Raw genomic sequence first — 25,880 nt, forward strand, 5'->3', positions numbered from 1 at the left:
CTCAGTCCCGAAGGACCTTTCGCGCTCGACTTGCATGTGTTAGGCCTGCCGCCAGCGTTCAATCTGAGCCATGATCAAACTCTTCAGTTTAAAGAGTCGCCTTTCATAAGAGTCGGAATGTGACCCCCAATCAGGCTTAAGTCTTGCTCGGAATTAAAACGTAATTCATTGACATGAGTTACTTACTTCCGATAAATCATTTTCCAGCCGAAGCTGGATGTATCGATTCATCGCCCCGTAAGCACCCACACATATTGCTTGATCGAATTTTTAAACAACTCAGCTGGGCGCTCGGCCCTAACCGCGGGACGCGTATTCTACACATCCACTCTGCTGAAGCAAGTGCTTTTTGCAGACTTTTTCGAGGCTTCCGGTGCGACTCGAAAGCCTTCCGGACCCTCCGGATCACCGCTTCCGGTGACCCTCGAAGAGGCGCGCATTATAGCGACCGCTTCGACCTTGGCAAGCTCTTTTTTGAAGAGCTTTTCGCTGTCAAAAACACCTTTAAAAAGGCCTTTTTGGAAGCGGCGAATCCGCTGCCGGCTTCGCTCAAGGTGGCGCGCATTATAGCGAGCCCTTCAACCTTGGCAACCCCTTTCTGAAAAAATTTTCTTATGAAAATCAATCACTTGGAGCCACTTTCTCGCCGCTTCTCAAGCAGCGAGGGCGCGAACTATACGGGCTGGCCGCAGCCGCCGCAAGCACTTTTGTGACAGAACTGTAAAAAAGACTTTTTTGTCGAGTTTTCGCCCAAAAAAGCATCAGGCCGCGGTGGTGAACAGGTGGTACTTCTTCTTGCCCAGGCGGACGATGAAGAAGCGGCCGCCGAGTGACTTGTCCGCACTGAACACACTGGCGGGACTACCATTGCTGTCCATACCCACGGGATGCCCATTGACCAGCACCGCGTTGCGGCCCAGCGCATCTTTGACGGGCTTGCCCGAGGGCGCCATGCCCGCGTCGACGAGCAGGTTGATCAGGGTCAGCTCGCCGAAATCGGTCGGGAGCGCGGAACAGGGCAGGCCATCGAGGCTCAGCTGCTCCAGGTCGCTCGCGGAAAGATCGGCGATATCACCCGAGAAGAGTGCATGGGAAATGCGCTCCGCCGCGGCAAGCCCCTCTTCCCCGTGCACCAGACGCGTCACCTCGCGCGCCAGGATGCCCTGCGCCTCCGGCCGGCCGGCGCGCTCGCGATCCGCCGCCTCAATTTCGTCGATCTCGTCGACGCCGAGGAAAGTGAAGTAGCGCAGGAACTTGTAAACGTCCGCATCGGCGGTATTCAGCCAAAACTGGTAAAAGGCGTAAGGCGAGGTGCGTTTCGCGTCCAGCCAGATGGTGCCACTCTCTGTTTTGCCGAATTTCGTGCCGTCCGCCTTGGTCACCAGCGGCAGTGTCAGGCCGTAGACCTTACCCCGGTGCTGCCGGCGAGTCAGGTCGACACCTCCGGTGATATTGCCCCACTGGTCGGAACCGCCGATCTGCAGCGTGCAGTTATAGCGCTTGTACAATTCGGAGAAATCCATCGACTGCAGCAACATGTAGGAGAACTCGGTGAAGGAGATTCCCTCACCCTCCCGCTGAATACGCTGTTTGACGGATTCCTTGTTGATCATATTGTTGACGGAGAAATGTTTTCCTACGTCACGCAGAAAATCGAGGACATCCAGGCCCTGCGTCCAGTCCAGATTGTTGACTACGATGGCACTGTTCTCACCACAGTCGAAATCGATGAACTGGGATACCTGGCGCTTCAGTTTCTCCACCCAGCCGGAAACCACCTCCGGTGTATTGAGGCTGCGCTCCTGCGCCTTGAAGGATGGATCGCCAATCAGGCCGGTTGCGCCGCCAACCAGTGCGATCGGCTGATGTCCTGCCGCTTGAAACCTCTTCAAAGTGAGCAGGGGTACTAGACTGCCAATATGCAGGGAATCCGCGGTGGGGTCGAAACCGCAATAGAGGGTGCGGCTTTCCGTCAAATGCTGTGTAAGCTCGCCGTCGCCGGTCGCCTGATTTATCAGCCCGCGGCGGTCCAAGTCTTTAAGCAGTGTCGCATCGACCCCGGCCATGGTTTCCCCTCATACTGTGATGCTTGACTAGCGCCGCCGGGCGGCGGCGAAATGGGCTGCAACATTACCGGACTTTGCGGCAAATACAAGCTGCGGCGAAGACAGGTGCGGGGCGCAGGCGCAAACGACTGCCAGGGAAAAGTGCAGAGGAACTCAGTCATGGGAAGACAGGTCAATTACTCCGTGAATCACGGCGGGAATTTTGTTATAAAGCCGCCTCAGTGTTCGTTTTTTAGGCACACGATGCCTAAAGCACTGATAACAACGACAATCAGCGCCACCCGTTAAGACCATGCAAGACCAACGCAAACCGACGCCGCGCCTGCTGGGCACCCTACGCCAGCACTTCCCGCGCACCCATGCCCTGACCGCCGGTGCTGCCAGCTTTGCCCTGGCGCTGACCATGTTTGTCTCGACGCCGGAAGTAGAGGCCAGGCGACTTTCACTGCCGGTAAACCTGTCCACAGCCGAAGTGACGGGCCCTGAAGCGGTTCCGGCGACGCCGGAGGCAGCGGCAGGCAAAGTGGAGCCGCCAGCGATCGCGACCAGCCTGCGCAGCCAAAGCCTCACAGTACAGAGCGGCGATACCCTGTCCGACCTGTTCCAGCGCGCCAACGTAAATGCAGCGGATATGTACAAGCTGCTCGCCAGTGGCAAAGAAGCGAAGCAGCTGGCGCGCCTGACCCCGGGCGAGGAGCTCACTTTCCATATTGACGATGACGGCGCGCTGCAGAGCCTGGAACTGCATCGAGACCGCCTCAACTTGATTGAGTTCACGCGCGGCGAAGCCGACGATTTCAGGTACGCCCGGCACCAGCGCGAGGCCGACAGCTACAGCGCCTACCGCGAGGCCGAGATCGACAGCTCCCTGTTTGTCGCCGGCAGCAACGCCGGTCTCAGCCAGAGCCTGATTATGGAAATGGCGGAGGTCTTCAGTTCCGATATCGACTTCGCGCTGGATATCCGCAAGGGCGACCGCTTCAGCGTGATGTACGAAGAGAAATTCCTCGATGGGGAGAAAATCGGCAACGGGCCCATCCAGGCGGTGAGTTTCACCAACCAGGGCAAGACATTCAGCGCCGTGCGCTACGTCGACAGCAATGGTGATGCCAACTACTACACGCCCGATGGCAAAAGCATGCGCAAGGCGTTTATCCGCACACCGGTGGATATCGGCCGCATCAGCTCACACTTCAATCCGCGCCGTCTGCATCCGATATTCAAGACGCGGCGCCCGCACAATGGCACCGACTACGCCGCTCCGCGCGGTACGCCGGTGTACGCCGTCGGCGACGGCCGCGTAATCAAAGCCGGCTACAGCAAGGCCAACGGCAACTACGTGTTTGTTCAGCACGGCGAACGCTACGTGACCCGCTATCTGCACCTGCACCAGCGCAAGGTGAAAAGTGGACAGCGCGTCAAGCAACGCCAGGTGATCGGCACCGTCGGCGCAACCGGATACGCCACCGGACCGCACCTGCACTACGAATTCCTGGTAAACGGCCACCACCGCAACCCGGCCACTATCGTGCGGAAGCTGCCCAAGGCCAAATCGGTTCCCGAAGCCGAAATGGCGCGCTTCAAGTCTCAGACGCAGCCGTTACTGGCCCAGCTGGAGAACTACGAACAGCCAGCGCTCGCGCAACGCGATACGGATAACAACGACAACAGCGTCAACTAGAATGCCCGATCTCTATATCGGCCTGATGTCCGGCACCAGCGTCGACTCCATCGACGCGGTGCTGGTCGACTTCGGCGACGAAGACAAGCCAAAACCCCGCATCCTGACCGCTCTCGGTCACCCGATTCATCCACCACTGCGCGATGCAATTCTCGCCCTCTGTGCACCCGGCCCCTCGGAACTCGACCGCGCCGGCCAGCTCGACCGGCAGCTGGGACAGACCTTCGCCGAGGCCGCCAACACGCTGCTGGCCCGGGCCGGCGTCAAGGCTGGCGATATCACCGCCATCGGCAGTCACGGCCAGACAGTTCGCCACCGCCCGCCGGGCACAGTGGCATCGCCGTTTACCCTGCAGCTCGGCGACCCCAACACCATAGCGGCGCTGACCGGCATCACCACCGTGGCGGATTTCCGCCGCCGCGACATGGCCCTCGGCGGCCAGGGCGCGCCGCTGATGCCCGCCTTCCATCGCGCCGCCTTTGCCACCGACCGGAATCGCGCGGTGGTCAATATTGGCGGTATGGCCAATATCACCGAATTGGCCGCGGACGGCAGCGTCTACGGCTACGACACCGGGCCGGGCAATGCGCTGCTCGACTACTGGATTGGACTGCACCAGGGGCAACCTTTCGATCGCGACGGCGCCTGGGCTGCCAGCGGCCGCGTTCACTCGGAGTTGCTGAACCGGCTGATGGCCGACCCCTACTTCGCGGCGAAGCCGCCCAAGAGCACCGGCCGGGAGACCTTCAATGCCAGCTGGCTGGAGCAGGCCTGTTCCGGCCTGGAATTGGCGCCGGCAGACGTCCAGGCGACCCTGTCAGAAGTGACCGCGGCCAGTGTGGCCGAGGCCGTACACCTGTTTGCCGACGGCGGCGAACTGCTGGTGTGCGGCGGTGGTGCCAAGAACAAGGATCTGCAGTCGCGCCTGCGCCGGCGCCTGCCAACCTGGTCCATTGCCGATACCGGCAGCTACGGCATAGACGCCGACTGGCTGGAAGCCGTGGGATTTGCCTGGCTGGCGCGACAGACACTGCTGGGGCTGCCGGGGAACTGCCCGGGTGTCACCGGCGCCAAGCTGGAGACGGTGTTGGGGGCTATTTACCCGGCCTGACCCGGGAGCGCGGAGCTATATGTCGCGGGCCGCTGAAGGCTCCAGCTCCGCAAGCGGGCCGCGGGCCCGCCGTCGGTGAATGGGCCGCTCCTCTTACAAGAAGGGATGCGGGGATTCTGTTAGATGGAGAAGGAGGAACCGCAACCGCAGGTAGAAGAGGCGTTGGGGTTCTGTATTACGAAGCGGGAACCGGACAGTCCCTCTTCATAGTCGACACTGGCACCCACCAGATACGGATAGCTCATCGCATCCACCAGCACCTGAATGCCATCTTTTTCGACCACGGCGTCGTCTTCGGCCACCAATTCATCGAAGGTGAAACCGTACTGAAAACCGGAACAGCCGCCGCCGGTCACGAAAACGCGCAGTTTCAGTTCCGCATTGCCCTCATCCTCCAGCAGGCTCTTAACCTTGGCCACCGCCCTTTCGGTTACCGCTAGCGGTTCGGGAGAAAAGGATACAGCTTCTGACATAGATCTCTCTCAGCTCATCGAGACATTCGCAGCTCGTACAAAAATTATACAGAGCGCAGCCTCGAGGCCGTCATCTTGCTTAAACCCAGAAAATCAGTCAAGTATTGCAAAATGGCGAGCCCCGGCATCTACTCCCGTCGCGGGGAGATGCCGGGGCTCAATGGCGGCGCCAGTCAGACCGGGCCGTTACTCGACTTCTATGACCGTCTCTTCCTCGGAGTATTCGATCATGCGCGGCTCGCCACTGGTATCCATGTCGACGTTGGAGACCAGAGCACCGTTCACCTGGGCACCCTTGACCATCTCGATCAGCTTGTAGTGGACGTTGCCCTCCACCATTGCCTTGGAGGCCAGCTCCAGGTGGCGCGAGGCGTGAACGTTGCCCTTGACGTGGCCGTTGATCACCACGTGGGGCACGCGGATCTCACCCTCCACCATGCCGCCGTCAACGATCTGCAGGCGGGCATCGCTGTCGCTGTGTGCATTCACGTTGCCGCGCACCTTGCCCTCGATCACCAGGTTGCCGCGAAAATGCAGGTCGCCGGAAACTTCGGTCTGGCGTGCAATCAGAGTCGTGTGGTTGCTTGCGGTACTGGCCATAGTAGTTGTCGCCTTCTCTTTCTTACTAAACATAATTCAGTCAAACCTCGTGCGTTCGGCACCACCGCTAGCTTTTCTGCACCAGCCAGCCATAGCGCTGCTCTATGTTGAAACCATTGCGCCCGCCGGATTTGAGCGCCAGCTCTACGCCCTCCGGCTCAAAGCCGTCGGGCAACTGTAGCTCACCTTCGATATTCTGGAAGTACTTAAAGCGCAACGGAATCGATTCGCTATCCACCTGGGGCGACAGGTCGCTCAGCGGGTAGCGTTTTGGCTGTCCATCCTGGCGGCCCACAATGGTGAAGGTCACATTGCCCTTCACGACACTGTGTCGCGTGGCCGACTGCTGAACCAGCAACTTGTACTGGTAGCGACGCACATCGGCGGTCTGCGAAATACTGAAGCGGCCGATGGACACGCCATCGCTGCCGTCGGCCGGAGCCATCAGGCCCCGGTAGAAAGAAATTTCCTGCTTGAGCTCGGCGATGCGGCTCTCCTTCTGCACCAGTTCTGCACGCACCTCTTCGCTCGCCTGTTCGCCGATGGCCAGCGACTGCTCGGCGGTGGCAACGCGCAGGCGCAGCGCCTCGTTTTCACTGGTCAGTTCCTGGAGCCGCTGCAGGGCCTTCTCGTGGGCCAGGGTTTTCTGGTCGAGGTTGCTGCGCAGGTGGTGCTGGCCGGCAAAATAGGCCGCGGCGGAAGTGACCAGCACCAGCAGAGCGGCCCCGACCACGGACAGGACTCCAGAAAATGGGCGATGGGGCACCACCTTCATGCGGTACTGCTTGCTGCCTTTAACTTTGCGCAACTTGAAATCCGTTGTTTATTTGTCTGGTTTTTGTTCGATGTGGTGAAACTGCCGATTCTAAGGCAGCAACGCCGGGCTCTCCAACCCCAATGTCTCAATTAGGCCGAACATGATATTCATATTCTGTACCGCCTGCGCCGAAGCCCCCTTGGCCAGGTTGTCGATCACCGACAGTACCAGCAGCGTATCCCGCCCCTGCGGCTGCATCACGGCGAGCCGGCAGATATTGGTGCCGCGCACGCTGCGGGTCTGCGGGTGACTGCCGGCCGGCATGACGTCCACGAATGGTTCGTCCTTATAGCGATTCTCGAACAACTGCTGTAGTTCCTGCGCCGATTGCCCGGCTTGCAATTTTGCGAACAGCGTCGCATGAATGCCTCGCACCATGGGCAAAAGGTGCGGCACGAAGGTCACCTGTGCGGCTGCCGCCCCGCTCGGCTGTACCCGGCGCAGCCCCTGCTCGATCTCCGGCAGGTGGCGGTGGCCGCCGGCAGCGTAGGCACGGAAATTATCGCTGTTCTCTGCCAGCAGCAATTCGGTCTTGCCCTGGCGCCCGGCGCCGCTGGCGCCACTGGCGGCGCTGGCGATCAGCTGCACGGGATCGACGATGCCCGCCTCCAGCAAAGGGATCCAGCCCAATTGGATCGCGGTCGGATAGCAACCCGGACAGGCCACCAGCTGCGCGCCGGCAATCTGCGCACGGTTCACTTCCGGCAGGCCGTAGACCGCCTGCGCCGCCAGCTCGGGCGCGGCGTGCTTCTGGCCGTACCACTGCTCCCAGTTGGCAATGTCCCTGAGGCGGAAATCGGCTGACAGGTCGATCACCCGCACACCGCGCCGGATCAATTCCGGCACCTGCGCCTGAGCGACGCCGTGCGGGGTGGCAAAGAACACCAGGTCGCAGGCGACCAGCTGCTCTAAATCGGGCTCACAGAAGGCGAGGTCACAGTGGCCCCGCAGGCTCGGGAACAGCTCCGCCACCGGAGTGCCGGCGAGCGCGCGAGAGGTAATCGCAACCAGTTCGACCTGCGGGTGCGCCGTCAGCAGGCGCAACAGCTCCACGCCCGTGTAGCCCGTGCCGCCGACAATTGCTACCTTAATCACCTGTTCGCATCTCCCTGTATGCCCGCCGACTGCGGCGGCAGTGTTTCAACCAGCGGAGCACTCTACCACAAGCCTCTGCACTATAAGGATGTGCGGTGTCACAGCGTTCCGGGAAACCCGCCCAAAAGGCCCAGTCCGGCTGGCCGCAACAGGAGCGCGGTCTGGAGAGACTGCGCCTGCTGCTGTCCGGCCAGGATGCACTGGCGCCCCTGCTGGCCATGGCACTGCTGACCGGCATCTGTGCCGGCGTGGTTACCGTCGGTTTCCGCCTGCTAAGCGAATGGCCGACCCACCTGTTTTTGGCCATCCCAGAACGCTACGAATCGCTGCCGCCGCACTGGCGCTTCGGCCTCCCGGTTATCGGAGCACTGCTCCTCGGCAGCATGTACCTGCTACTGACACCGAGCCGCCGCAATGTCGGTGTGGTACACGTGCTCGACCGCCTGCACAACCACCAGGGACAGATGCCGCTGCAGAATGCCTTTCTGCAGTTCTTCGCCGGCGCTACCGCGCTGATCAGCGGCCAGTCGGTCGGGCGCGAAGGCCCGGCAGTGCACCTGGGCGCCGCCAGTGGCAGCTGGGTGGCGCGCAAATTGCGCTTGCCGAACAACTCTGCACGCAGCCTGCTCGGTTGCGGTGTCGCCGCGGCCATAGCCGCCTCTTTCAACACTCCGCTGGCCGGGGTGATATTCGCGATGGAAGTCGTGATGCTGGAGTACTCGGTGGTGGGCTTCCTGCCGGTGATTCTGGCGGCAGTCGCCGGCAGCGTGACAACGCAAATCGCCTTCGGCCGCCAGCCCGCCTTCAATGTGCCCGCGATCCAGCTCCACTCCTTGGCCGAACTGCCGGCGCTGTTTCTGTGCGCGCTGGTTATCGGCGTTTTGGCGGCACTGTTCATCCGCATTCATCGGCTGCTGGTGCCGCAGCAGCGCCGCTCGCCGCTGCTGCGCTTCCTGCTCGTAGGACTCACCACCGGCACCCTCGCCATTTGGGTCCCGGAAATACTCGGTACTGGCTACGACACGCTGGAAATGGCCATGCTTGGCGAAATCGGGGTTACCGCGCTGATGGTTATCGTTGCGGCCAAATTCATTGCCACGGCCGTGGGCACCAGCCTGGGGATTCCCGGCGGCGTGATTGGCCCGAGCCTGTTCCTCGGCGCCTGCCTCGGCGGTATCGCCGGCGGCCTGACCAACCTCTGGCTCGGCGAATACACTGCCAGCCCCGGTTTCTACGCCATGGTGGGGATGGCGGCGATGATGGCGGCGCTGCTGAATGCGCCGCTGGCAGCGCTGCTGGCCATTCTCGAGCTGACCTACAACCCCAACGTGCTCTTTCCCGGCATGATGATGATCGTGGTGGCCTGCCTGGTAAGCCGCTATTTCTTGGCCACCGAGGGCATTTACCAGGAAACGCTGCGCGCACTGGACAAGAGCGGCACCCCCAGCTGGCGCCAGCAGATGCTGAGCCGGGTGGGCGTGGCCAGCGTAATGGACAGGCGCTTTGTCGTGGCGCCACAGAAAATCAGCGTAGACGAGGCGGTGCGGCTGATCGAGCGGCACCCGCAGTGGATCCTGATCGACCTGCCGAAGGAACCGGCACCGCAGCTGCTCCGCGCTGCGGATCTGGCGACTTTCCTATTGCGCGTGAAAGAAATGCGCCAGGAGACGAAGGACACGGACAGGGAGCGAACCGCGGAAGCTGAAGCCGAACCGGTAGATCTCCTCAAATTGCCCGGCGATCGCGAGCAACTAGCCGAGCTCAACTGGCGCGCCACCCTGCTGGAGGCTCAGCAGAAGCTGGAGTCCAGCGGCGCCGGAGCGCTGTTTATCAGCCGCGGCCACGGCGGCACACTGGACAGCAGAGCTACCGGTATTATCCTGCCGCAACAAATCGACAATTTTTACCGAAAATAACCGCCATCAATATTACTGCCGAGGGGGCACTCAATGCTGTGGGTCAAAGCTTTCCACCTGGTCGCCGTTGTCTGCTGGTTCGCCGCACTCTTCTATCTGCCGCGTCTGTTCGTCTACCACGTGGACGCCACCGATGCGCTGAGCCGCGACCGTTTCTGCATCATGGAACGCCGCCTCTATCGCGGCATCGCCATCCCGTCGATGATCGCCACTATCGCCCTCGGCATCTGGCTGATGAGTTTCAACTGGGCCTATTACAAAACCGCTGGCTGGCTACACGCGAAACTGCTGTTCGTGGTACTGCTGATCGGCTATCACCATATTTGTGGCGCCTATGTCCGCAGATTCGCCGAGGGCACCAACACCAAGAGCGGGCGCTATTTCCGTATATTCAACGAACTGCCGGTGATAGCGCTGATCGCAATTGTGATTCTCGCAGTGGTGAAGCCCTTTTGATCCCCAGGTAAAAAGGGCGCCGGATCACTCCGAAAGGAAGGCGCCAAGCAGCTAGAATTAGGCGCACAGCAAGGTAGCGACACGGACCGTCTATGGACACGAGCCAACCCGTCATTCTGACCGTGACACATCACGATCCCAGCGGCAGTGCCGGTATTGCGGCGGATACGGAAACCGCGGCGAGCCTCGGCTGTCACTGCGCCTCGGTGGTGACTGCGATCAGCGTCGGGGATACCGGCGAATTGCTGGGCGTGGCGCCGGTGGATGACAGCCTGCTGGTGGAGCAGGCACGCGCGGTGCTCGAGGATATGCCGGTCGCCGCGATCAAGGTGGGCTACCTGGGTTCGGTGGAAAATGTGCGCGCGCTGCACAGCGTACTGCGCGACTATCCCAATATTCCCGTCATTATCGATCCGGACGCCACCCTGGCGGACAAACAGAGCCTGCTGGCGCCCCCCCTGTGGGAGGCGATGACCTCACTGCTGCTGCCCTACGCCACCATGGCCTGCCCCAACCGGCGCGAGGCGCGCGCGATGGCGCTGGAGGCCGATGTGTTCGACGCCATGGCACAGGAACTGCTCGAGAGCGGCTGCCGCTACCTGCTGCTGACCGGCGTCCCCTGCGAGCAGCAACTGGAGAACCGCCTCTACGACGAGCGCGGTCTGATCCGCCAGTTCCACTGGGAGCGACTGCCGCCGGCGGCCTACGGCGTCTGCGGCACCCTCGCCACCGCCATCGCCTGCCATATCGCCCACGGCCTCACCATTATCGAGGCGGTCAGTCGCAGCCAGCAGTTCACCTGGAGCGCCATCGCCGACAGCCGCCGGCTGGGCATGGGGCGGCCGATTCCGAACCGGCTTTTCTGGTGCAAGCGCTAGTGTCCTGTATGGTACTAGTTTTCCAGGCCTTTCAGACGTGCCCCTAGCAAGCTTCCGGGCGGTCCTGCTACCGGTATCCGTTTGCGGGACACGCTACAAGCACATCCCTGTGCGCTCGGCGGTGGCCATCCATGGCCACCGACGGTCCCGCAAACGAATCCCGGCATCAGGACCTTCGCATCAACATCCTGGCTTCGATCAGTAAAGAACGGCAGAGTCCAATGCTAAGGGCCTGATGCCGATGGCCTTTTGCGGGACTGTCGGCCGGAGGGACCCGGCCGACAAGCCTCCAGGGATGGATTCACGGCGTGTCCCGCAAAAGGCCATCGGCAGCAGGCCCGCCGCCCAGCCGTCTTATGGGCACGTTGTACCACCGGCCCATGGCCGCGATAATGGCCCGCCAGAATTCCAACCCATCCCCCAAAATTCCTGAATGAGTCCTATGAGCAAATCCGAGCAACTCTTCGCCGAAGCCCAAAAATATATCCCCGGTGGCGTGAACTCTCCGGTGCGCGCCTTCCGCGCGGTCGGCGGTACGCCCCTGTTTATCCAGCGCGCAGAAGGCGCCTATCTGTACGACGCCGACGGCAAACGCTACATCGATTACGTGCAGTCCTGGGGCCCGATGGTGCTCGGTCACGCGCACCCGGACGTGATCGAAGCGGTGGTGGAACAGGCGCAGTCCGGCCTCAGCTTCGGCGCCCCGACTGAGCTGGAAACCGAGCTGGCGGAAGAGCTGTGCCGGCTGTGGCCGAACATGGACCTGGTGCGCTTCGTGAACTCGGGCACCGAAGCCACCATGAGCGCCATTCGCCTGGCGCGCGGCTTTACCGGTCGCGACAAGATCGTCAAATTCGAAGGCTGCTATCACGGCCACTCGGACTCGCTGCTGGTCAAGGCCGGCTCCGGCGCCCTGACCATGGGCGTGCCCTCCTCGCCCGGCGTGCCGGCATCGCTGGCCGACCACACCATTACCCTCAGTTACAACGACGCCGACGGCGTGCGCCGCTGCTTTGATGAAATCGGCGAGCAGATCGCCTGTATCATTGTCGAGCCGGTGGCCGGCAACATGAACTGCATTCCGCCGGTGCCCGGTTTCCTGGAAACCCTGCGCGAGGTCTGCGACCAGCACGGCGCGCTGCTGATTCTGGATGAAGTCATGACCGGTTTCCGCGTCAGTCTGACCGGCGCTCAGGGTCACTACGGCATCGAGGCCGACATCACCACCCTCGGCAAGGTGATCGGCGGCGGCATGCCGGTCGGCGCCTTCGGCGGCAAGCGCGAGATTATGGAAAAGATCGCCCCGCTGGGCCCGGTCTACCAGGCCGGCACCCTGTCCGGCAACCCGGTGGCGATGGTGGCCGGCCTGGAAACCCTGCGCCTGGTACAGGAACCGGGCCTCTATGAAGCACTCACCGCCAAGACCGACCGCTTGGTCGAGGGCGTGCTCGAAGCGGCCCGGGAGGCGGGTATCCCGCTGACCGCCAACAAGGCCGGCAGTATGTTCGGTTTCTTCTTTACCGATGTGCCGCAGGTCACTAACTACCAGCAGGTGATGGCCTGCAACAACGAGCGCTTCAACCGCTTCTTCCACGGCATGCTGGAGGAGGGCGTCTATCTGGCGCCCGCCTCTTACGAGGCCGGCTTTATGTCCGCCGCCCACAGCGATGAGGATATCGAGCAGACTATCGCCGCCGCGCGCCGGGTCTTCGCCCGACTCGCCTGATCGGCGCCACTACAACACCAAAGGCCCGACACGAAAGGCCAGTCAAAATAGGCCCGCTCCGTCCGGGGCGGGCCTGCCGAGACTCCCGCCCGTTAATCCAATCAGCCAAAGCGCCGCGCAAAACCCATTGCATCTACTCGCGTTGCGCTATATAAAAATGTATACATTTTTCATAAGGTATACATTGTGTCCCGCTCACTGTTGGCCGATACCAGCCTGTCCACAATCAGCGCCGGCTTTGTCGCGGTGCTGGTGGGCATCGCCAGCTCCGTCGCTATCGTCTTCGAGGCGGCCCGCGCCGCCGGCGCCAGCGAGGCGATGATGGTGTCCTGGATCGCCGCACTCGGCCTGGGAATGGGGCTCACCTGTATCGCCTTCTCCTGGTATTACCGCGCACCGGTGATCACCGCCTGGTCGACCCCCGGCGCGGCGCTGCTGGCCACCGGCCTGGTGGGCGTGCCGATGGCCGAGGCCATTGGGGCCTTCCTGTTCAGCGCACTGCTGACCCTGCTGCTGGGTCTGTCGGGCACCTTTGACCGGGTAATGCGGAGGGTGCCCACGCCGATCGCCAGCGCCATGCTCGCCGGCATCCTGGTGCAGTTCGGCCTGTCGGTATTCACGTCGCTGCAGAGCCAGCCGCTGCTCGTCGGCGCCATGCTGCTTACTTACCTGCTGGGTCGCCGCTGGCTGCCGCGCTTTGCGATCATCCTGGTCCTGGCCGTCGGTTTCGCCGCCAGCTGGCTGCTGGGGCTGGTGCAGCTCGCGCAGCTGCACTGGACGCTTAGCAGGCCGGTGTGGGTGGCGCCCGAGTTCGAGCTCTCCACCCTGCTCGGCGTCGGCCTGCCGCTGTTTATCGTCACCATGACCTCGCAGAATATCCCGGGTGTAGCCACGCTGCGCGCCAGCGGTTACGAACGGGTGCCGGTTTCGCCGGTGATCAGCGGCACCGGTCTGACGTCGCTGTTGCTGACGCCCTTCGGCGGCTTCGCCTTCAACCTCGCCGCGATTACCGCCGCCATCTGCACCGGGCCGGAGGCGCACCCGGATCCCGCCAGGCGCTATACCGCCGGTATCGCCGCCGGGGTCTTCTATCTGCTGGTAGGAGTCTGCGGTGCCAGTGTCGTCGCCCTGTTCAGCGCCTTTCCCCAGGCGCTGATCGCGAGCGTCGCCGGGCTCGCACTGATCGGCACCATCGGCGCCAGCCTCGAGGGCGCCACCCGTGACGCCGACAGCCGCGAGGCGGCCCTGATCACATTCCTGATCACCGCCTCGGGCGCGAGCTTCCTCGGTATCGGCGCCGCCTTCTGGGGACTGGTCGGCGGGCTGGCGAGTTACCGGCTGTTCAGGCGGGGCGAGCGGTGAGCCTCTACCAGCGCCTCAAGCGGGATCTGCAGCGGGGCCGCTTTGCGCCGGGCAGCGTGCTGAAGCAGACGGAACTGGCCGAGCACTACGGCGTCAGCCGCATTCCGGTACGAGATGCGCTGCAGCGCCTGAAGAGTGAGGGCTGGCTTACCGGGCACGGCAAGCGCGGCGTGGCGGTGCCGCGTTTCGATGCGCGGGAAGTGGAAGATCTCTACCTGATGCGCTTGCGGCTCGAACCGCTGCTGCAGGAGCTGGCGGCACCGCACCTGAGCGGCGAGATACTCGGCCGCGCGCGGGATATTCTCCAGCGCATGGAAACGGAACCGGCGCTGACGGCCGCGGAGATAGGCGCGCTGAACTGGCAGTTTCACGCCTGCCTCTACCGGGCCGCCGACCGCCCGACCCTGTTTGCCACCGTGGAGCAGCTGCACCGCCAGTGCGAGCGCTATATCGGCTATCAGTCCCGCAGCCTCGACTACCAGGACACCAGCCAGCGCGAACACCATGAAATCCTCGCCGCACTCGAGCGCGGCGACGCCAGCGCCGCCGCGCGACTGCTCGAACAGCACATCGGCAACGCGGGCCGCCTACTGGTCGACTATCTGCGCGCTGCCACCCGCTGAACTCTCAGGCCGCCGCGCCCAGTGCCGCCAGCACCAGCAGCCCCAGGCAGCAGAAGAAGCCGCTGAACCAGAACAGTGAGCGTGCGTAACCCCAGTCTTTCAGATAGGAAATACCATACAGAATCCGCGCGGCGACAAACGCCAGCGACAGACCGGACAGCCATATCTCGGGGGCGCCAGCGAGCGCGGCCGCGAGCACGGCCGCGGCGAATGTCGGCAGCGCTTCGAAGCTGTTGCGCTGGGCCCAGTCCGCGCGGCGCGACAGGCCGGTCTGCCGCTCCAGGTACTCCCGCGGCGCCAGGTTGTTATAGCGTCCCTCGCCGGTGGCCTTGGCGATAGCGGCAAATATCGGCGGCATCAGCACCGCCGCAAGCAGGCACCAGAAAGCAACTGCCATCGGTAGGTCTCCCATTTGTTATGATAGCCGCCAGCTTAGCCGCACCACTGCGGTCGCGGCAAAACCCGAACTTACAGCCGGAGTGATTATCCCTATGAGTATCAGCCTTCACCGCGGCGCCTACCCGAACACCCGCCTGCGCCGCCTGCGCGCGCAGGATTTCTCCCGCCGCCTGGTGCGCGAAAGCCGCCTTACCTGCGACGATCTGATCCTGCCGCTGTTCGTGATCGAGAGCCGCGGCGAGACCCAGCGCGTCGCCTCCATGCCCGGCGTCGAACGGCTGAGCGTGGATCTGCTGGCGAAAAAGGCAAAAGAACTGCTGCAACTGGGGATTCCGGCCGTGGCGCTGTTCCCGGTGGTGGACCCGGCGCACAAGTCCGCGGACGCCCGCGCCGCCTACGACGCCGATGGCCTGGCCCAGCGCGCGGTGCGCGAATTGAAGAACGCCGCGCCGGAACTGGGCGTGATCACCGACGTGGCCCTGGACCCGTTTACCAGCCACGGCCTGGACGGCCTGATGGACGACAGCGGCTATATCGTCAACGACGACACCGTCGAGGTGCTGGTGCAGCAGGCCCTGTCCCACGCCGCCGCCGGTGCCGACGTGGTGGCGCCGTCGGACATGATGGACGGCCGTATCGGCGCCATCCGCGGCGCGCTGGAGCGCGAGGGCCGTGTGAATACGCTGATCATGTCCTACGCCGCCAAGTACGCCTCGGCCTACTACGGGCCCTTCCGCGACGCAGTCGGCTCCGCCGGTAATCTGAAGGGTGCCAGCAAGGCCAGCTTCCAGATGGACCCGGCCAACGGCGACGAGGCGCTGCACGAGTGCGCGCTGGATCTGGAGGAAGGCGCCGACATGATCATGGTGAAACCGGGCATGCCCTATCTGGACGTGGTGCGGCGGGTGAAGGACGAGCTGCGCGTGCCGACCTTCGCCTACCAGGTGAGCGGCGAGTACGCGATGCACTGCGCCGCCTTCGAAAACGGCTGGCTCAACCGTGACGCGGTGATACTGGAATCCCTGCTGGCATTCAAGCGCGCCGGCGCCGATGGCATTCTGACCTACTTCGCCGAGGACGCCGCTCGCCTGTTGCAGGGTTGAGCTGTCACCGGAGTGTGTCGCCGGCAGTGCCCGGCGGCAGCACCGCCAGCGGCGCACGAGCGTGCGCCGTCCGGCACCCGCGCGATGCGCTGTTAGATCTCACCCAGCGCCATGCATTTGCTCAGCAGCTGCCCGGTATTGCGGCAATTGGCCTTGTGCAGGATATTCCGGCGGTGATTTTTGACGGTGTTTACCGAGATGCTGAGCCGGTCCGCAATCTCCGCGCTCGTCTTACCCTCGGATAGCAGCCGGATCACCTGCCGCTCCCGACCGCTGAAAAGCCGGCCCCCGCCCCCCGGCCGCTGGCCACAGCCATCTGCCGCCGAAAACCTCTTCTGTGGCGCCAGCGCCATACTCCAAAGTCCAACATCCAACATAGCTCCTCCCCCATCCACATCGGGCGAACGCGAAGGGCCGAGAAAATTCGGCGCCTCCGGATGCACAATCTGCCGGAGACCATAGCGAGTGGGCGCAGGAGAAGTCTTTGAAAGCTTTTGAAAAGTTTTGAATCGGCCCGAACAGGCCGGCGGGCGCGCCTCAGTGGGCAGATGACTGGTGCGGATCTATATCGAACAGTGGCAGTAACAGCCCATAGAGCTCCTCCGAGGTCACGGCAACCCCCTGACCGCCGCGCTCGTTGAGCAGCGCGCGCTGCGCCGCGGACGGCATAATGGTGTAAAGAAAGAATGGCGTCCGGTCCCGCCCGTCGCGCATCCGCTCTATCAATTTGAAGCCGGCCAGCGCCTCGCCGCCGCGCCCCATATCGGAGATCACCGCGTCATAGTCGTACATGGTCAGGAGCGTCAGGGCGTCTTCGGTATTGGTGGCCGTATAGACGGCGATGTGATTGGCTTCGAGGAAATGTCTTTCGGCCAGATTGTTGTCGGGGTTGTCATCCACCCACAAAACGCGCCCCCGGACATCCGGGGCCTCGCCGATCACCAGGCGGCTATCCGGATTCTGCTCCGCCGGCCGCCCGGCAAACAGGTAGGCCATCTGGACGGCGAGCAGCAACAGCAGCGCGGCGATCGAGACCCGCCAGCCGGGAAATCGCGCTCCCTTGCGCGGCGGCGCAGTCGGCAGCCGCTGCAGCTGCTCCGCCAGCTCCGGTGCCAGGCGGTAGCCGCGCCCGTGCAATGTCTGGATCAGGGGCTTCTCGTAGCCCTGCCGCCGGAAGAACTTGCGCGTATCGGACACCAGCCTGCCCAGGGACCAGTGGGAAACCACCGTGCTGGTCCACAGCTTCTGCAGCAGGAATGCCTGGTCGCAGTGCTCCGGATAGGCGTCGATCAGCAGTGACAGCAATTGCAGTTGCCGGGATTCTGCGTCCAGTTGCCGGCCGTCTGCACTAATGCACAACTGTTCGGTGTCCAGATCAAACTTGTCGAATCGGCACTGCATCTTGCTGGAACTGTGATTCAGGTCATGACTTGGACGGGGATTATGACCGATCAGCGGCACCAGTTTCCAGATTCAATAAGCGGCGGGCTCCGGGTGGTCCGGACCCACAAGCGCTGACCGCCCCGTCACGGCCACTGGTCCTCTTCCTCCAGTGGCGAGGGCTCCCCCTCTTCCTCCGGTGCGCCCTGCTGCTCCTCTTCAAGCTGCCACTGCAGCTGTTCTTCCTCAGTTTGCGGAATCTGCAGCGGCTCATCTTCTGATTCCGGCAGCTGCTGCATCTCGTCATCTTGCCGCAGCTGCTCCTGCAACTGGCGCTCGCGCTCTTCGCGGCGCTGCTGTTCGCGCGGATCCACACCCCAGCCGGGAGTCATCTCCTCGCGCGGCGCCGCCTCCTGCTGTTGCTCGTCATCGCCTAACAGGTCGCGGAACCAGCGCCAGCGGTCGCGGCCGGCGCACTCCGGTGCCGGCTCCAGGCGGGTTTCGTAGGAGAAGGGCAGTTCCGTGCCGCCGCGGCAGTACTCGGGATTCATAAACTGGCCGCGCGCGTTGACCGGCTTGTACTCGACACCGCGCGGCGGCTCTATTGAACCGTGGCGGTGCGGCAGCTGGCGCATTATCTCGGTCCAGATGCTCAGCGCGCCGGTGGCACCGGTCAGGCTGGTGCGCTCGTTGTCGTCGCGGCCCAGCCACACCACCGCGGTTACCCCCGGCGAAAAGCCGGCAAACCAGCTGTCGCGGTAGTCGTTGGTGGTACCGGTTTTGCCGGCGAAGGCCACGCTGCCCGGCAGGCGGCGGTAGGCGCTGCGGCCGGTGCCCTCGCGCATCACGCGCTCCATGCCGAAGCGCAGCAGGTAGGCGGGCACCGGGTCCACGCCGCGGTTGGCGCGGCGGCGGAACTGCTGTACCTGCTCGCCATCGGCATCGGACACCGCCAGCAGGGTGCGCGGCTCCACGTGCTCCCCCTCATTGGCGATGGTCTGGTACATACCGGCTACCTCGAACGGCGTCAGCTCCACCGCCCCGAGCAGCATGGCTGGTACCCGCGGCAGCTTCGCCTGTACCCCCATGCGCCGCAGCGTCTGGCGCACGTTTTCCAGTCCCAGATCCAGACCCAGCCGGGCCGTCGCCAGGTTGTAGGACTTCTCCAGCGCCACGTACAGGGGTACCTGGCCGTGGGCGCGATTGTCGAAATTGGACGGCATCCAGATTTCGCCGTTGTCGCCTTCGATGCGTATCGGCGCATCGTCGATCAGCGTGGCCAGATTGTATTGATGGGGGCGTTCGAGCGCGGTCAGGAAGACCGCCGGCTTGATCAGTGAGCCGACCTGGCGGCGCGCCTCGAGGGCGCGGTTGAAGCCCGGGTAGTGCGGCCGGCGGTCGCCGACCATCGCCAACACATCGCCGCTGTGGTTGTCCAGCAGCACCGTAGCCGCCTGCAGGGAGTCCTTCTGGATACCCCGGTCCTGCTCCAGTTTCGCCGCGCCCTCGCTGACCGCGTCCTCGGCAATTTTCTGCACCGAGGGCGCCAGGGTCGTGTAGACCCGCAGGCCCGCGGTGCGCAGTTCTTCATAGGAGTAGAAGGGTCGCAATTCCTCCAGCAGCCGCTCGGTAAACGCCGGATAGGGGTTCTGCGCGGCGGCGCCGGCACTGGCCACTTCCAGCGGCTTGGCCTTGTAGGTCTGGTACTGCTCGGGCGTGATCAGCTCCTGCTCAAGCATGACGTCGAGCACGGTGTTGCGGCGCTCCAGTGCCCGCTTCGGGTTGCGCCACGGGTTGTAGTAGGAGGCGCCCTTGGCCAGTCCCACCAACAGCGCTATCTGATGCGGCTCGAGGGTATCCAGCGGCTTCTGGAAATAGAACTCGGACGCCAGACCGAAGCCGTAGATGGCGCGACTGCCCTGCTGGCCCAGCCACACCTCGTTGATGTACTCCTGCAGGATGTAGGCCTTCTCGTAGTGCAGCTCCATTAGTACCGCCATCAGCGCCTCGTTGAACTTGCGCCACAGGCTCGGCTTGTGGTCGAAGAAGATATTCTTCACCAGTTGCTGGGTGATGGTGGAACCACCCTGCACCACCTCACCGGCTTTGACGTTGGCCACCATGGCGCGGGCGATGCCGCGGGGGGAGACGCCGAAGTGCTGCAGAAAATCCTGGTCCTCGACTGCGATCAGGGTGTTGGCCAGCAATGGGGGGATATCAGCGAAGCGCACCGGATTGCGGTCGTCGCCGCCGCCGAGCAAGGTGCCGATATTGGCGGCGTCCAGGCGGAACTTCTGCAGCCGCTCACCGTTCTCGCCGCGCAGATTGCTGATCTCGTCATTGCGCAGGCGGAAGCTGACCACCGCGGCCGGCTCGCGGCCGTCCGCATGGACGAAATCCCGGCGCCAGACCCGGTAGTCCATGCCCTCCCGCGACCAGTGCCCCGGTTCGGACAGCGTGCCCTGTTCGCGGTAGTTGAGGGCCTCGAACTCCGCCTCCAGCTCGTCCGGGCGCATGACCATGCCCTCCCGCAGCACCAGCGGGCGCGCAAACACACGGGCCGGCAACTGGTACTGGCGACTGTCCAGGCGCTCGCGCAGCTGCACGTCCAGATAGACCATATAGCCGACCAGCACCAGGCCGCCGACCAGGGCCAGCAGGCCGAGCCTTACCATCCAGCGGTGAAGTCTTCCCGGTTTAGACGCCTTGCTGCGCCGGCGCTTTGTCGATGCCATATAAATGCAATACCAAGCTACTCAATCAACTATAGATAGGTGCCAATTCCGCGTATTCGTGGATTGACCGCAATTTCGGCCCGGAAGTTCACCACTGCGGGAGGGGCCGGGCCTTTATAAGGTCTGATCCGTGCAGTCTCAACCCGAATCGGGATATCGCCACTCCGGTCAATTCTGTCGCCTTGCACTTGCCCGGAGGGGCGCCATAATGCGCCCGGAAAGTACACAAAACAGCCCTACAAGGACAAGCATGCACCAGTACGATCTCTATGGCATTGGCGCCGCCCTGCTCGACACCGAAATCGAAGTCTCCGACAGCGATCTGCAGACGCTCGGCGTCGAGAAAGGGGTTATGACCCTGGTGGACGACGCCCGCCAGCAACAACTGGTGGATGACCTGCGGGATCACCTGGTGACCGCCACACGTGCCTGCGGCGGCTCCGGCGCCAACACGGTGATTGCCGCCAGTTATTTCGGCCTGCGCACTTTTTATTCCTGCAAGGTGGCGGCGGACGACAATGGCGACTTCTACCGCGCCAACCTGACCAGTGCCGGCGTCTCCTATCCGCTAACGCTGCAACAGGCGGATGGCGGCACCACCGGCAAATGCCTGGTACTGGTCACACCGGACGCCGAGCGCAGTATGAACACTTATCTCGGTATCAGCGAGCAGCTGTCCGTGGCCGAGCTGGATGTGGAGGCCCTGTCGGCGTCCCGCTGGGCCTATATCGAGGGCTATCTGGTGTCATCGTGCAGCGGTCGCGCAGCCGCCATCGCCCTGCGCGAGCGGGCACAGCAGCACGGCGTGAAGACCGCACTCAGTCTCTCCGACCCGGCGATGGTGCACCTGTTCGGGGATGGCCTGCGGGAGATGATCGGCACCGGTGTGGACATGCTGTTCTGCAACCGGGATGAGGCCCTCGCTTTCACCGGCGCTGATTCCGTAGACGCGGCCGCACAGGCCCTGCGCGGCTACTGCCGCAGCTTCGCCGTTACCCTGGGCGCCGAGGGCGCCCTGCTGTGGGATGGCGAACAGCTGTACCGGGTCGCGAGTCCCAAGGTGCACGCGATCGACACCAATGGCGCCGGCGATATGTTTGCCGGCGCTTTCCTCTACGCGGTCAACCGCGACATGTCTTTTGCCGAGGCCGGCGAACTGGCGTGCCGCGCCGCCGCCCAGGTGGTGAGCCAGTACGGGCCGCGACTGCGCGCCGAACAGCACGCGGAATTGCTGGCGGCAGTGGCGTAGGGGCGAACCTTGTGTTCGCCTTGGTGCGGCGAGGTTTCGGGACTTCGTCGATGGCGCCGTGGCGGCCCTGCTACTGATGGCTTCTCCCCAGACACGCTGTGAATACATCCTTGTACGCTCTCCACGGCCATCCATGGCCGTGAAAGGCCTGGAGAGAAGCCACCGGTATCAGGGCCTTCGCTTTGAATATTGTTGCCTAAGCAAGTCCTGCCAGGGCGAACACAAGGTTCGCCTCTACGGCTCCTGGGTCTCGAATCCCGCGTCGGGCGTTCCGCAGATTTCCGGCAGGCAGGCCGCAGCGGCAATGCCGAAGCCCTGGGCGTAGTCCACGCCCATCAAGCGCAGTTTCTCCATCAACTCCGGCGTCTCCACATACTCGGCGATGGTGCTGATGCCCATCTGCTTGGCGAGGTGGTCGATGGTGCTGACCATGGCACTGTCGATTTCGTCTTCGAGCATATTGCGCACGAAGCTGCCATCGATCTTCAGATAATCCACCGGCAGCTGGCGCAGATAGGCCAGGGAGGACACCCCGCGGCCGAAGTCATCCAGCGCGAAGCTGCAGCCGGCGGCGCGCAGCTTGTGGATAAAGATCAGCGCGCGCTCTAAATTGTCGATGGCGCTGGTCTCGGTGATTTCGAACTGCACGCGCGACGGCGCCACCCCGGCCTCGGTCAGCTCCCGCAACACAAAGTCGGCAAAGGTTTCGTCGCCGAGGCTGATGCCGGAAATATTGATCGCATAGCTGAAACCATTGCCCCCCTGGCGCTGCTCCTGCGCCATGTAGGTGAGGATCCTGCGTATCACCCAGCGATCCACCTCCTCGATCAGGCCATAGCGCTCTGCCGCCGGCAGGAACAGGCCCGGCGAGATGACATCGCCATCGCGGCCGCGCATGCGCACCAGGATTTCGTAGTGGTGCACCCGCTGCTCGCCCTTCAGCGACACCACCGGCTGGCGGTACAGCATCAGGCGGTCCTCCCGCAGCGCCGCGTGTATCTCCGCGATCCAGGTCGTTTCCCGACGCTTCTCCAACACCTTGCGCGAATCGCCGAAGAGTTTTACCCGGTTGCGCCCCTGATCCCGCGCGGCGCAACAGGCATCATTCGCCGAAGCCAGCAACTGGCTGACCGAAGGCGCGTGGCGATCCACAGCAACGACACCGATGGAGACGGCCACCCGGCAGTCGTTGCCCTCCCAGTGAAACGAGAAGTCCTGTACCGCCTCGCGCAGGCGCGTAACCACGCGCCCCGCCTCCTCCAGCGTGCAGTCCCGCAGCAGTATCGCAAACTCGTCGCTGCCGACGCGGGCGAACAGGTCGGCGGTAGTCAGGCAGCGGCGCAACAGCTGCACCAGCTCGACCAGCAGCTGGTCGCCGGCACCGTAGCCGAGGGTGTCGTTGATCACTTTGAACTGGTAGATATCGAGATACAGCAGCACGTGGTGCTGGCGCCGGTCGACGCAGAGAGACAGGGTCTTCTGCAGTTCTCTTTCGAAATACTGGCGGTTGGGCAGGCGGGTGAGGGAATCGTGGCTGGTCTGCCAGCTGAGACGGGAGGAGATGCGGCGCGCGGCGGAAGTATCGCGCAATATCAGGACAAAGTTTTTTAAGGTAGCCCCTTCCCGCACTGCCATCACCTGCACACTGACTTCCAGCGGGCATTTCTCCTCGCCGGGGCGCAGCAGGCAGGCACTGAATTCGCGCATGCCCGGCGGCTCGACGTCACCACCCGCCGCCGGCAATATCGGCGGCAGCGGCGCGCCGCTGTGGTCGTACAAGCGCAGGCTGTCGTTCAGCGACTGCCCGGGCAGCAAGCCGAGCAGGTCTCCGGTCATCTCGCTGATCAGGGGATTGGCATAGGTAACCACGCCATACGCATCGGTCACTACAACGCCATCGGCAATTTCGCCCAGGGCCGCTTCGGCGGCTTGCAGACTGATGTGCGCTCCGGGCATCAATTCGTCCTCCACCTGCGTCAGCAGGCCGAGATAGTCGACGGATTGCGGGTCAAACTCAGTCAAAGCTGCAAGCTCGTGTCTTTCTTGCTGTTGCACTGCGCCAACCGGAGCCGGACACACCCCCCGGACACCCAGCTGACCGACAGCACGGCGAAGTTGCAAACTCCATCACGCAAACCCGCCAATAGATTTCAAGATTCGGGCTTTCCCTGCCCGCCCGTTGCTTTATGCGTCTAAATTGCACACTCAGAGATGGGTGCGCAAGAAGTTTTTCAGTTTCTCATCCTCGAAGGCGCGCTGCAGCGTCGCGCTCAGCAGGTCGTTGACCCGGGTCTCCACTTCCTCGCGACTCGGCTTGATCAGGCTGCGGTCCTTGCCGCTGGAGCGGTAAGTTCCGAAGTAGGTGGCGCCACCGATTTTCACTTCCAGTTGCACCTCGGCGGATGTGTCTACCTTACTGGTATACAGCTTGTCCGGGCTGTCGTAACTGAGGCCGGTCAGCTTGGCCACCACCTGGACATCGGCAGCGCTGTCGACGGTGCGGAAAGACCAGCTGGCAAACCCCGCGCTCAGCGCATCGGCGATCGCGTTCTCCACATTGTTGCCGAGGCGCACATTCGAGGTGTCCGCATAGATGCCGCCGAGTGAACCCAGGCCGCCGCCCGGCAGCTGGTTGACGCCGTGCACGCTCAACGTGTGGCCTGCGCCAATGGTGTCGGACGGCACCTGCACTTGCGGGCGTACCTGGATCTGCAGCGGACTGTGGGCGCAGGCAGACAGTATGCAGACGCCCAGCAACAACAGCAGTTTTTTCATTTATTCCTCCGGTAATTTGATGTGGATAATTTGCTGATTCTGTTCGTAACCCCGCGGCGCAGAAAGTTCAGCCGTGGTGGTGGTGATGCTGGTCTTCAGACACTGCCTTCAACGGTACCACCGGCACGGCGACATCCAGCACCAGTCCGCTGGCGAAGCGCAGTCGCAGTGGCAGCTGCTCGCCGGCGCGCAGCTGCACGCCGTGCAGCATCAGGTGCACACCGCCCGGCGCCATGACCACCTCTTGGCCGCCGGGAATGGCCAGCTCTGCCAGGGGACGCATGCGGTTGATCCCACCCTCACTGACGGTCGCGTGGAGATCGGCCGCAGCATCTTCCCGGCCTGGCAACTCGACACGCTGCAAGCGCAGTTCGCTGTCACCGGTGTTGCGCAGGGACAGATAGGCAGCACTCACGGCTCCGCCCGGCAGCGTCTCGCGGGCATAGCCCTCGAACTGCAACCGGGCGACCGCGGTGTCGCGATCCCCGGCATTTTCGCGCGCAACTCTCGCACGGTTTTCACTGCCCTCGACGCCGGCAATGCCGGTACCGGCCAGCGCTCCGCCGAGTAACAGCACTCCGAAACCAGTCAGTAGTTTTTTCACGAGCCACCTCCGTCAGCAGTTTGGATCAGCAGCAGCCGCGGCGGGCTGCCGAGTTTGATATCCCCGCGCACCCGGTGACCGGGTACCGCCTCGCGCAGCTGCTGGTAAATCCAGCGCCCCTCGGCGTCGCTGCGCGCCACAATAATGACGCGCAGCCCCTCGCTGCGGATGCGCCGGGCGGCGCCGCGCAGCAACTCGACAACGTCAGTGGACTTCGCCGTCAGCTGTACCTCCGGCAGCGCCAGGGTTTCCCCCGTGGGCAGATCCAGCTTCGCGCGGCTGCGTTCGCGCGCGAGCTGCCCGCGCACTTCCGCCACCAGCTGGTTGCCCGGCGCCAACTCTTCGGCGCGGTTCAGGAAACTGTCCACTTCACCGAAGGAGCGTCGACGCAACGCGTCGCGGGCGCGCTCGACGAAATCGATCACGATGGTCTGGATGCCGGTGGCGGCGCGGGTATTGCCCGGGTCGAGCTGCTTGACGCGCAGGTAGTAATCGTAGGCGCTGGCACCGGGCGGCTGGGTCAGGAACCCCTCGCGCTGGGCCGCCTCGGCGCGCTCGAGGAAGAATGCCACGTTGCGCTGGCGGATCTGCTCCGGTGACGGACCGACCGGTTCCGGTACCGGCAAGGGTACGGCGCGCGGCGCTGGCAGTGGCGGCGTGGTAACACAGCCGCTCAGCCCAAGCACCAGCAGCAACAAAGACCCGACTATGTGAAGGCGGTCAAATGACGGCAAATCTATCCCCTTGCTGTTGTTTTTTTGAACCGCAGGCGCCGCTATACTGCCGGCACAACTGAACCCCCGTCCACGGCGGCAGTCAGAGGCTGCGTCT

The 25,880-nt window shown here is 63.4% G+C and carries 24 protein-coding genes and 1 rRNA gene; 11 read left to right on the top strand and 14 right to left on the bottom strand.

The genetic code is table 11. The annotated features are described in order from the left end of the window. Window positions 1-90: ribosomal RNA gene (locus RRF64_RS09335) — 16S ribosomal RNA — on the bottom strand; the annotation flags it as partial. Between the two features lie 83 nt (window positions 91-173). On the opposite strand from RRF64_RS09335, the gene RRF64_RS09340 reads away from it, so the two are divergent. Then, window positions 174-602, top strand: a complete 429-nt coding sequence (locus RRF64_RS09340; RefSeq protein WP_323845614.1) for a hypothetical protein — start codon at window positions 174-176, stop codon at window positions 600-602. 159 nt (window positions 603-761) lie between these two features. Here RRF64_RS09340 and tyrS read toward each other — a convergent pair whose 3' ends face one another. After that, complete coding sequence (gene tyrS / locus RRF64_RS09345) at window positions 762-2,066, bottom strand: tyrosine--tRNA ligase (RefSeq protein ID WP_323845615.1); 1,305 nt, start codon at window positions 2,064-2,066, stop codon at window positions 762-764. A gap of 292 nt (window positions 2,067-2,358) precedes the next feature. Between tyrS and RRF64_RS09350 the strand changes: the two genes are divergently transcribed. Together RRF64_RS09350 and RRF64_RS09355 are read left to right on the top strand one after the other, a co-directional pair. Beyond that, window positions 2,359-3,747, top strand: coding sequence for a peptidoglycan DD-metalloendopeptidase family protein (locus tag RRF64_RS09350; RefSeq protein WP_323845616.1), 1,389 nt, complete (start codon window positions 2,359-2,361; stop codon window positions 3,745-3,747). 1 nt (window position 3,748) lies between these two features. Then, window positions 3,749-4,858, top strand: a complete 1,110-nt coding sequence (locus RRF64_RS09355; RefSeq protein WP_323845617.1) for an anhydro-N-acetylmuramic acid kinase — start codon at window positions 3,749-3,751, stop codon at window positions 4,856-4,858. 119 nt (window positions 4,859-4,977) lie between these two features. Here RRF64_RS09355 and erpA read toward each other — a convergent pair whose 3' ends face one another. The 4 genes from erpA to argC all read right to left on the bottom strand — a co-directional run bounded on the left by erpA (window position 4,978) and on the right by argC (window position 7,843). Beyond that, a complete protein-coding gene (gene erpA / locus RRF64_RS09360; RefSeq protein WP_323845618.1) occupies window positions 4,978-5,331 on the bottom strand; it encodes an iron-sulfur cluster insertion protein ErpA in 354 nt (117 codons plus the stop codon). 186 nt (window positions 5,332-5,517) lie between these two features. Beyond that, window positions 5,518-5,931 (bottom strand): bactofilin family protein, encoded by a 414-nt coding sequence (locus tag RRF64_RS09365; protein WP_323845619.1) that lies wholly within the window; start codon window positions 5,929-5,931, stop codon window positions 5,518-5,520. A gap of 67 nt (window positions 5,932-5,998) precedes the next feature. Next, window positions 5,999-6,739, bottom strand: coding sequence for a DUF6776 family protein (locus RRF64_RS09370; protein WP_323845620.1), 741 nt, complete (start codon window positions 6,737-6,739; stop codon window positions 5,999-6,001). Window positions 6,740-6,796: 57 nt separating this feature from the next. Further along, entirely contained in the window at window positions 6,797-7,843 is a 1,047-nt protein-coding gene (gene argC, locus RRF64_RS09375) for an N-acetyl-gamma-glutamyl-phosphate reductase (RefSeq protein WP_323845621.1), read from the bottom strand. A 95-nt stretch (window positions 7,844-7,938) separates the two neighbouring features. Here argC and RRF64_RS09380 point away from each other — a divergent pair, with 95 nt between their 5' ends. The 6 genes from RRF64_RS09380 (at window position 7,939) to RRF64_RS09405 (ending at window position 14,804) form a co-directional block, all read left to right on the top strand. Further along, a complete protein-coding gene (locus tag RRF64_RS09380) occupies window positions 7,939-9,759 on the top strand; it encodes a chloride channel protein (protein WP_323845622.1) in 1,821 nt (606 codons plus the stop codon). Between the two features lie 33 nt (window positions 9,760-9,792). Continuing rightward, window positions 9,793-10,215: a protoporphyrinogen oxidase HemJ gene (gene hemJ / locus RRF64_RS09385; RefSeq protein ID WP_323845623.1), complete on the top strand. Its 423-nt coding sequence runs from the start codon at window positions 9,793-9,795 to the stop codon at window positions 10,213-10,215. Window positions 10,216-10,307: 92 nt separating this feature from the next. After that, window positions 10,308-11,093: a bifunctional hydroxymethylpyrimidine kinase/phosphomethylpyrimidine kinase gene (thiD, locus tag RRF64_RS09390; protein WP_323845624.1), complete on the top strand. Its 786-nt coding sequence runs from the start codon at window positions 10,308-10,310 to the stop codon at window positions 11,091-11,093. Between the two features lie 442 nt (window positions 11,094-11,535). Continuing rightward, the gene (hemL, locus tag RRF64_RS09395; protein ID WP_323845625.1) at window positions 11,536-12,819 is read left to right on the top strand and encodes a glutamate-1-semialdehyde 2,1-aminomutase; all 1,284 of its coding nucleotides are present in this window, start codon (window positions 11,536-11,538) and stop codon (window positions 12,817-12,819) included. 186 nt (window positions 12,820-13,005) lie between these two features. Further along, window positions 13,006-14,181: a benzoate/H(+) symporter BenE family transporter gene (locus tag RRF64_RS09400; protein WP_323845626.1), complete on the top strand. Its 1,176-nt coding sequence runs from the start codon at window positions 13,006-13,008 to the stop codon at window positions 14,179-14,181. After that, window positions 14,178-14,804, top strand: coding sequence for a GntR family transcriptional regulator (locus tag RRF64_RS09405; protein ID WP_323845627.1), 627 nt, complete (start codon window positions 14,178-14,180; stop codon window positions 14,802-14,804). The genes RRF64_RS09400 and RRF64_RS09405 overlap by 4 nt, the downstream gene beginning before the upstream one ends. A 4-nt stretch (window positions 14,805-14,808) precedes the next feature. On the opposite strand, the gene RRF64_RS09410 is transcribed toward RRF64_RS09405, so the two are convergent. After that, a complete protein-coding gene (locus RRF64_RS09410) occupies window positions 14,809-15,201 on the bottom strand; it encodes an MAPEG family protein (protein ID WP_323845629.1) in 393 nt (130 codons plus the stop codon). 94 nt (window positions 15,202-15,295) lie between these two features. Here RRF64_RS09410 and hemB point away from each other — a divergent pair, with 94 nt between their 5' ends. After that, the gene (gene hemB / locus RRF64_RS09415) at window positions 15,296-16,306 is read left to right on the top strand and encodes a porphobilinogen synthase (protein ID WP_323845630.1); all 1,011 of its coding nucleotides are present in this window, start codon (window positions 15,296-15,298) and stop codon (window positions 16,304-16,306) included. A gap of 92 nt (window positions 16,307-16,398) precedes the next feature. Here the strand turns inward: hemB and RRF64_RS09420 are convergent, their stop codons facing one another. From RRF64_RS09420 to mrcB, 3 genes are all read right to left on the bottom strand, one after another. After that, window positions 16,399-16,683 carry a response regulator transcription factor gene (locus RRF64_RS09420; protein WP_323845631.1) on the bottom strand — a complete coding sequence of 95 codons (285 nt, stop codon included), beginning with the start codon at window positions 16,681-16,683 and terminating at the stop codon, window positions 16,399-16,401. Between the two features lie 160 nt (window positions 16,684-16,843). Continuing rightward, entirely contained in the window at window positions 16,844-17,767 is a 924-nt protein-coding gene (locus tag RRF64_RS09425; RefSeq protein ID WP_323845632.1) for a winged helix-turn-helix domain-containing protein, read from the bottom strand. Between the two features lie 65 nt (window positions 17,768-17,832). Next, window positions 17,833-20,361 (bottom strand): penicillin-binding protein 1B, encoded by a 2,529-nt coding sequence (gene mrcB, locus RRF64_RS09430; RefSeq protein ID WP_323845633.1) that lies wholly within the window; start codon window positions 20,359-20,361, stop codon window positions 17,833-17,835. Window positions 20,362-20,671: 310 nt separating this feature from the next. Here mrcB and RRF64_RS09435 point away from each other — a divergent pair, with 310 nt between their 5' ends. Next, window positions 20,672-21,670 (top strand): adenosine kinase, encoded by a 999-nt coding sequence (locus RRF64_RS09435; protein WP_323845634.1) that lies wholly within the window; start codon window positions 20,672-20,674, stop codon window positions 21,668-21,670. Window positions 21,671-21,904: 234 nt separating this feature from the next. On the opposite strand, the gene RRF64_RS09440 is transcribed toward RRF64_RS09435, so the two are convergent. The 4 genes from RRF64_RS09440 to RRF64_RS09455 all read right to left on the bottom strand — a co-directional run bounded on the left by RRF64_RS09440 (window position 21,905) and on the right by RRF64_RS09455 (window position 25,783). Next, window positions 21,905-23,692: an EAL domain-containing protein gene (locus RRF64_RS09440; RefSeq protein ID WP_323845635.1), complete on the bottom strand. Its 1,788-nt coding sequence runs from the start codon at window positions 23,690-23,692 to the stop codon at window positions 21,905-21,907. Between the two features lie 183 nt (window positions 23,693-23,875). Continuing rightward, complete coding sequence (locus RRF64_RS09445) at window positions 23,876-24,445, bottom strand: YajG family lipoprotein (RefSeq protein ID WP_323845637.1); 570 nt, start codon at window positions 24,443-24,445, stop codon at window positions 23,876-23,878. A gap of 67 nt (window positions 24,446-24,512) precedes the next feature. Next, a complete protein-coding gene (locus RRF64_RS09450; protein ID WP_323845638.1) occupies window positions 24,513-25,049 on the bottom strand; it encodes a copper chaperone PCu(A)C in 537 nt (178 codons plus the stop codon). After that, window positions 25,046-25,783, bottom strand: coding sequence for an N-acetylglucosaminyltransferase (locus RRF64_RS09455; protein ID WP_323845639.1), 738 nt, complete (start codon window positions 25,781-25,783; stop codon window positions 25,046-25,048). The genes RRF64_RS09450 and RRF64_RS09455 overlap by 4 nt, the downstream gene beginning before the upstream one ends. Window positions 25,784-25,880: the final 97 nt, after the last annotated feature.

The sequence above is a fragment of the Microbulbifer magnicolonia genome (genome assembly GCF_035117725.1).
Taxonomy (GTDB): domain Bacteria; phylum Pseudomonadota; class Gammaproteobacteria; order Pseudomonadales; family Cellvibrionaceae; genus Microbulbifer; species Microbulbifer magnicolonia.

Bases quoted from the DNA above. Each gene is read 5' to 3' on its own strand.
- RRF64_RS09420 (WP_323845631.1), bottom strand. From the start codon at position 16,683: ATGTTGGATGTTGGACTTTGGAGTATGGCGCTGGCGCCACAGAAGAGG.
- hemL (WP_323845625.1), top strand. From the start codon at position 11,536: ATGAGCAAATCCGAGCAACTCTTCGCCGAAGCCCAAAAATATATCCCC.
- thiD (WP_323845624.1), top strand. From the start codon at position 10,308: ATGGACACGAGCCAACCCGTCATTCTGACCGTGACACATCACGATCCC.
- RRF64_RS09435 (WP_323845634.1), top strand. From the start codon at position 20,672: ATGCACCAGTACGATCTCTATGGCATTGGCGCCGCCCTGCTCGACACC.
- RRF64_RS09445 (WP_323845637.1), bottom strand. From the start codon at position 24,445: ATGAAAAAACTGCTGTTGTTGCTGGGCGTCTGCATACTGTCTGCCTGC.
- mrcB (WP_323845633.1), bottom strand. From the start codon at position 20,361: ATGGTAAGGCTCGGCCTGCTGGCCCTGGTCGGCGGCCTGGTGCTGGTC.
- RRF64_RS09365 (WP_323845619.1), bottom strand. From the start codon at position 5,931: ATGGCCAGTACCGCAAGCAACCACACGACTCTGATTGCACGCCAGACC.
- erpA (WP_323845618.1), bottom strand. From the start codon at position 5,331: ATGTCAGAAGCTGTATCCTTTTCTCCCGAACCGCTAGCGGTAACCGAA.
- RRF64_RS09350 (WP_323845616.1), top strand. From the start codon at position 2,359: ATGCAAGACCAACGCAAACCGACGCCGCGCCTGCTGGGCACCCTACGC.
- RRF64_RS09340 (WP_323845614.1), top strand. From the start codon at position 174: ATGAGTTACTTACTTCCGATAAATCATTTTCCAGCCGAAGCTGGATGT.
- RRF64_RS09355 (WP_323845617.1), top strand. From the start codon at position 3,749: ATGCCCGATCTCTATATCGGCCTGATGTCCGGCACCAGCGTCGACTCC.
- tyrS (WP_323845615.1), bottom strand. From the start codon at position 2,066: ATGGCCGGGGTCGATGCGACACTGCTTAAAGACTTGGACCGCCGCGGG.
- hemJ (WP_323845623.1), top strand. From the start codon at position 9,793: ATGCTGTGGGTCAAAGCTTTCCACCTGGTCGCCGTTGTCTGCTGGTTC.
- hemB (WP_323845630.1), top strand. From the start codon at position 15,296: ATGAGTATCAGCCTTCACCGCGGCGCCTACCCGAACACCCGCCTGCGC.
- RRF64_RS09410 (WP_323845629.1), bottom strand. From the start codon at position 15,201: ATGGCAGTTGCTTTCTGGTGCCTGCTTGCGGCGGTGCTGATGCCGCCG.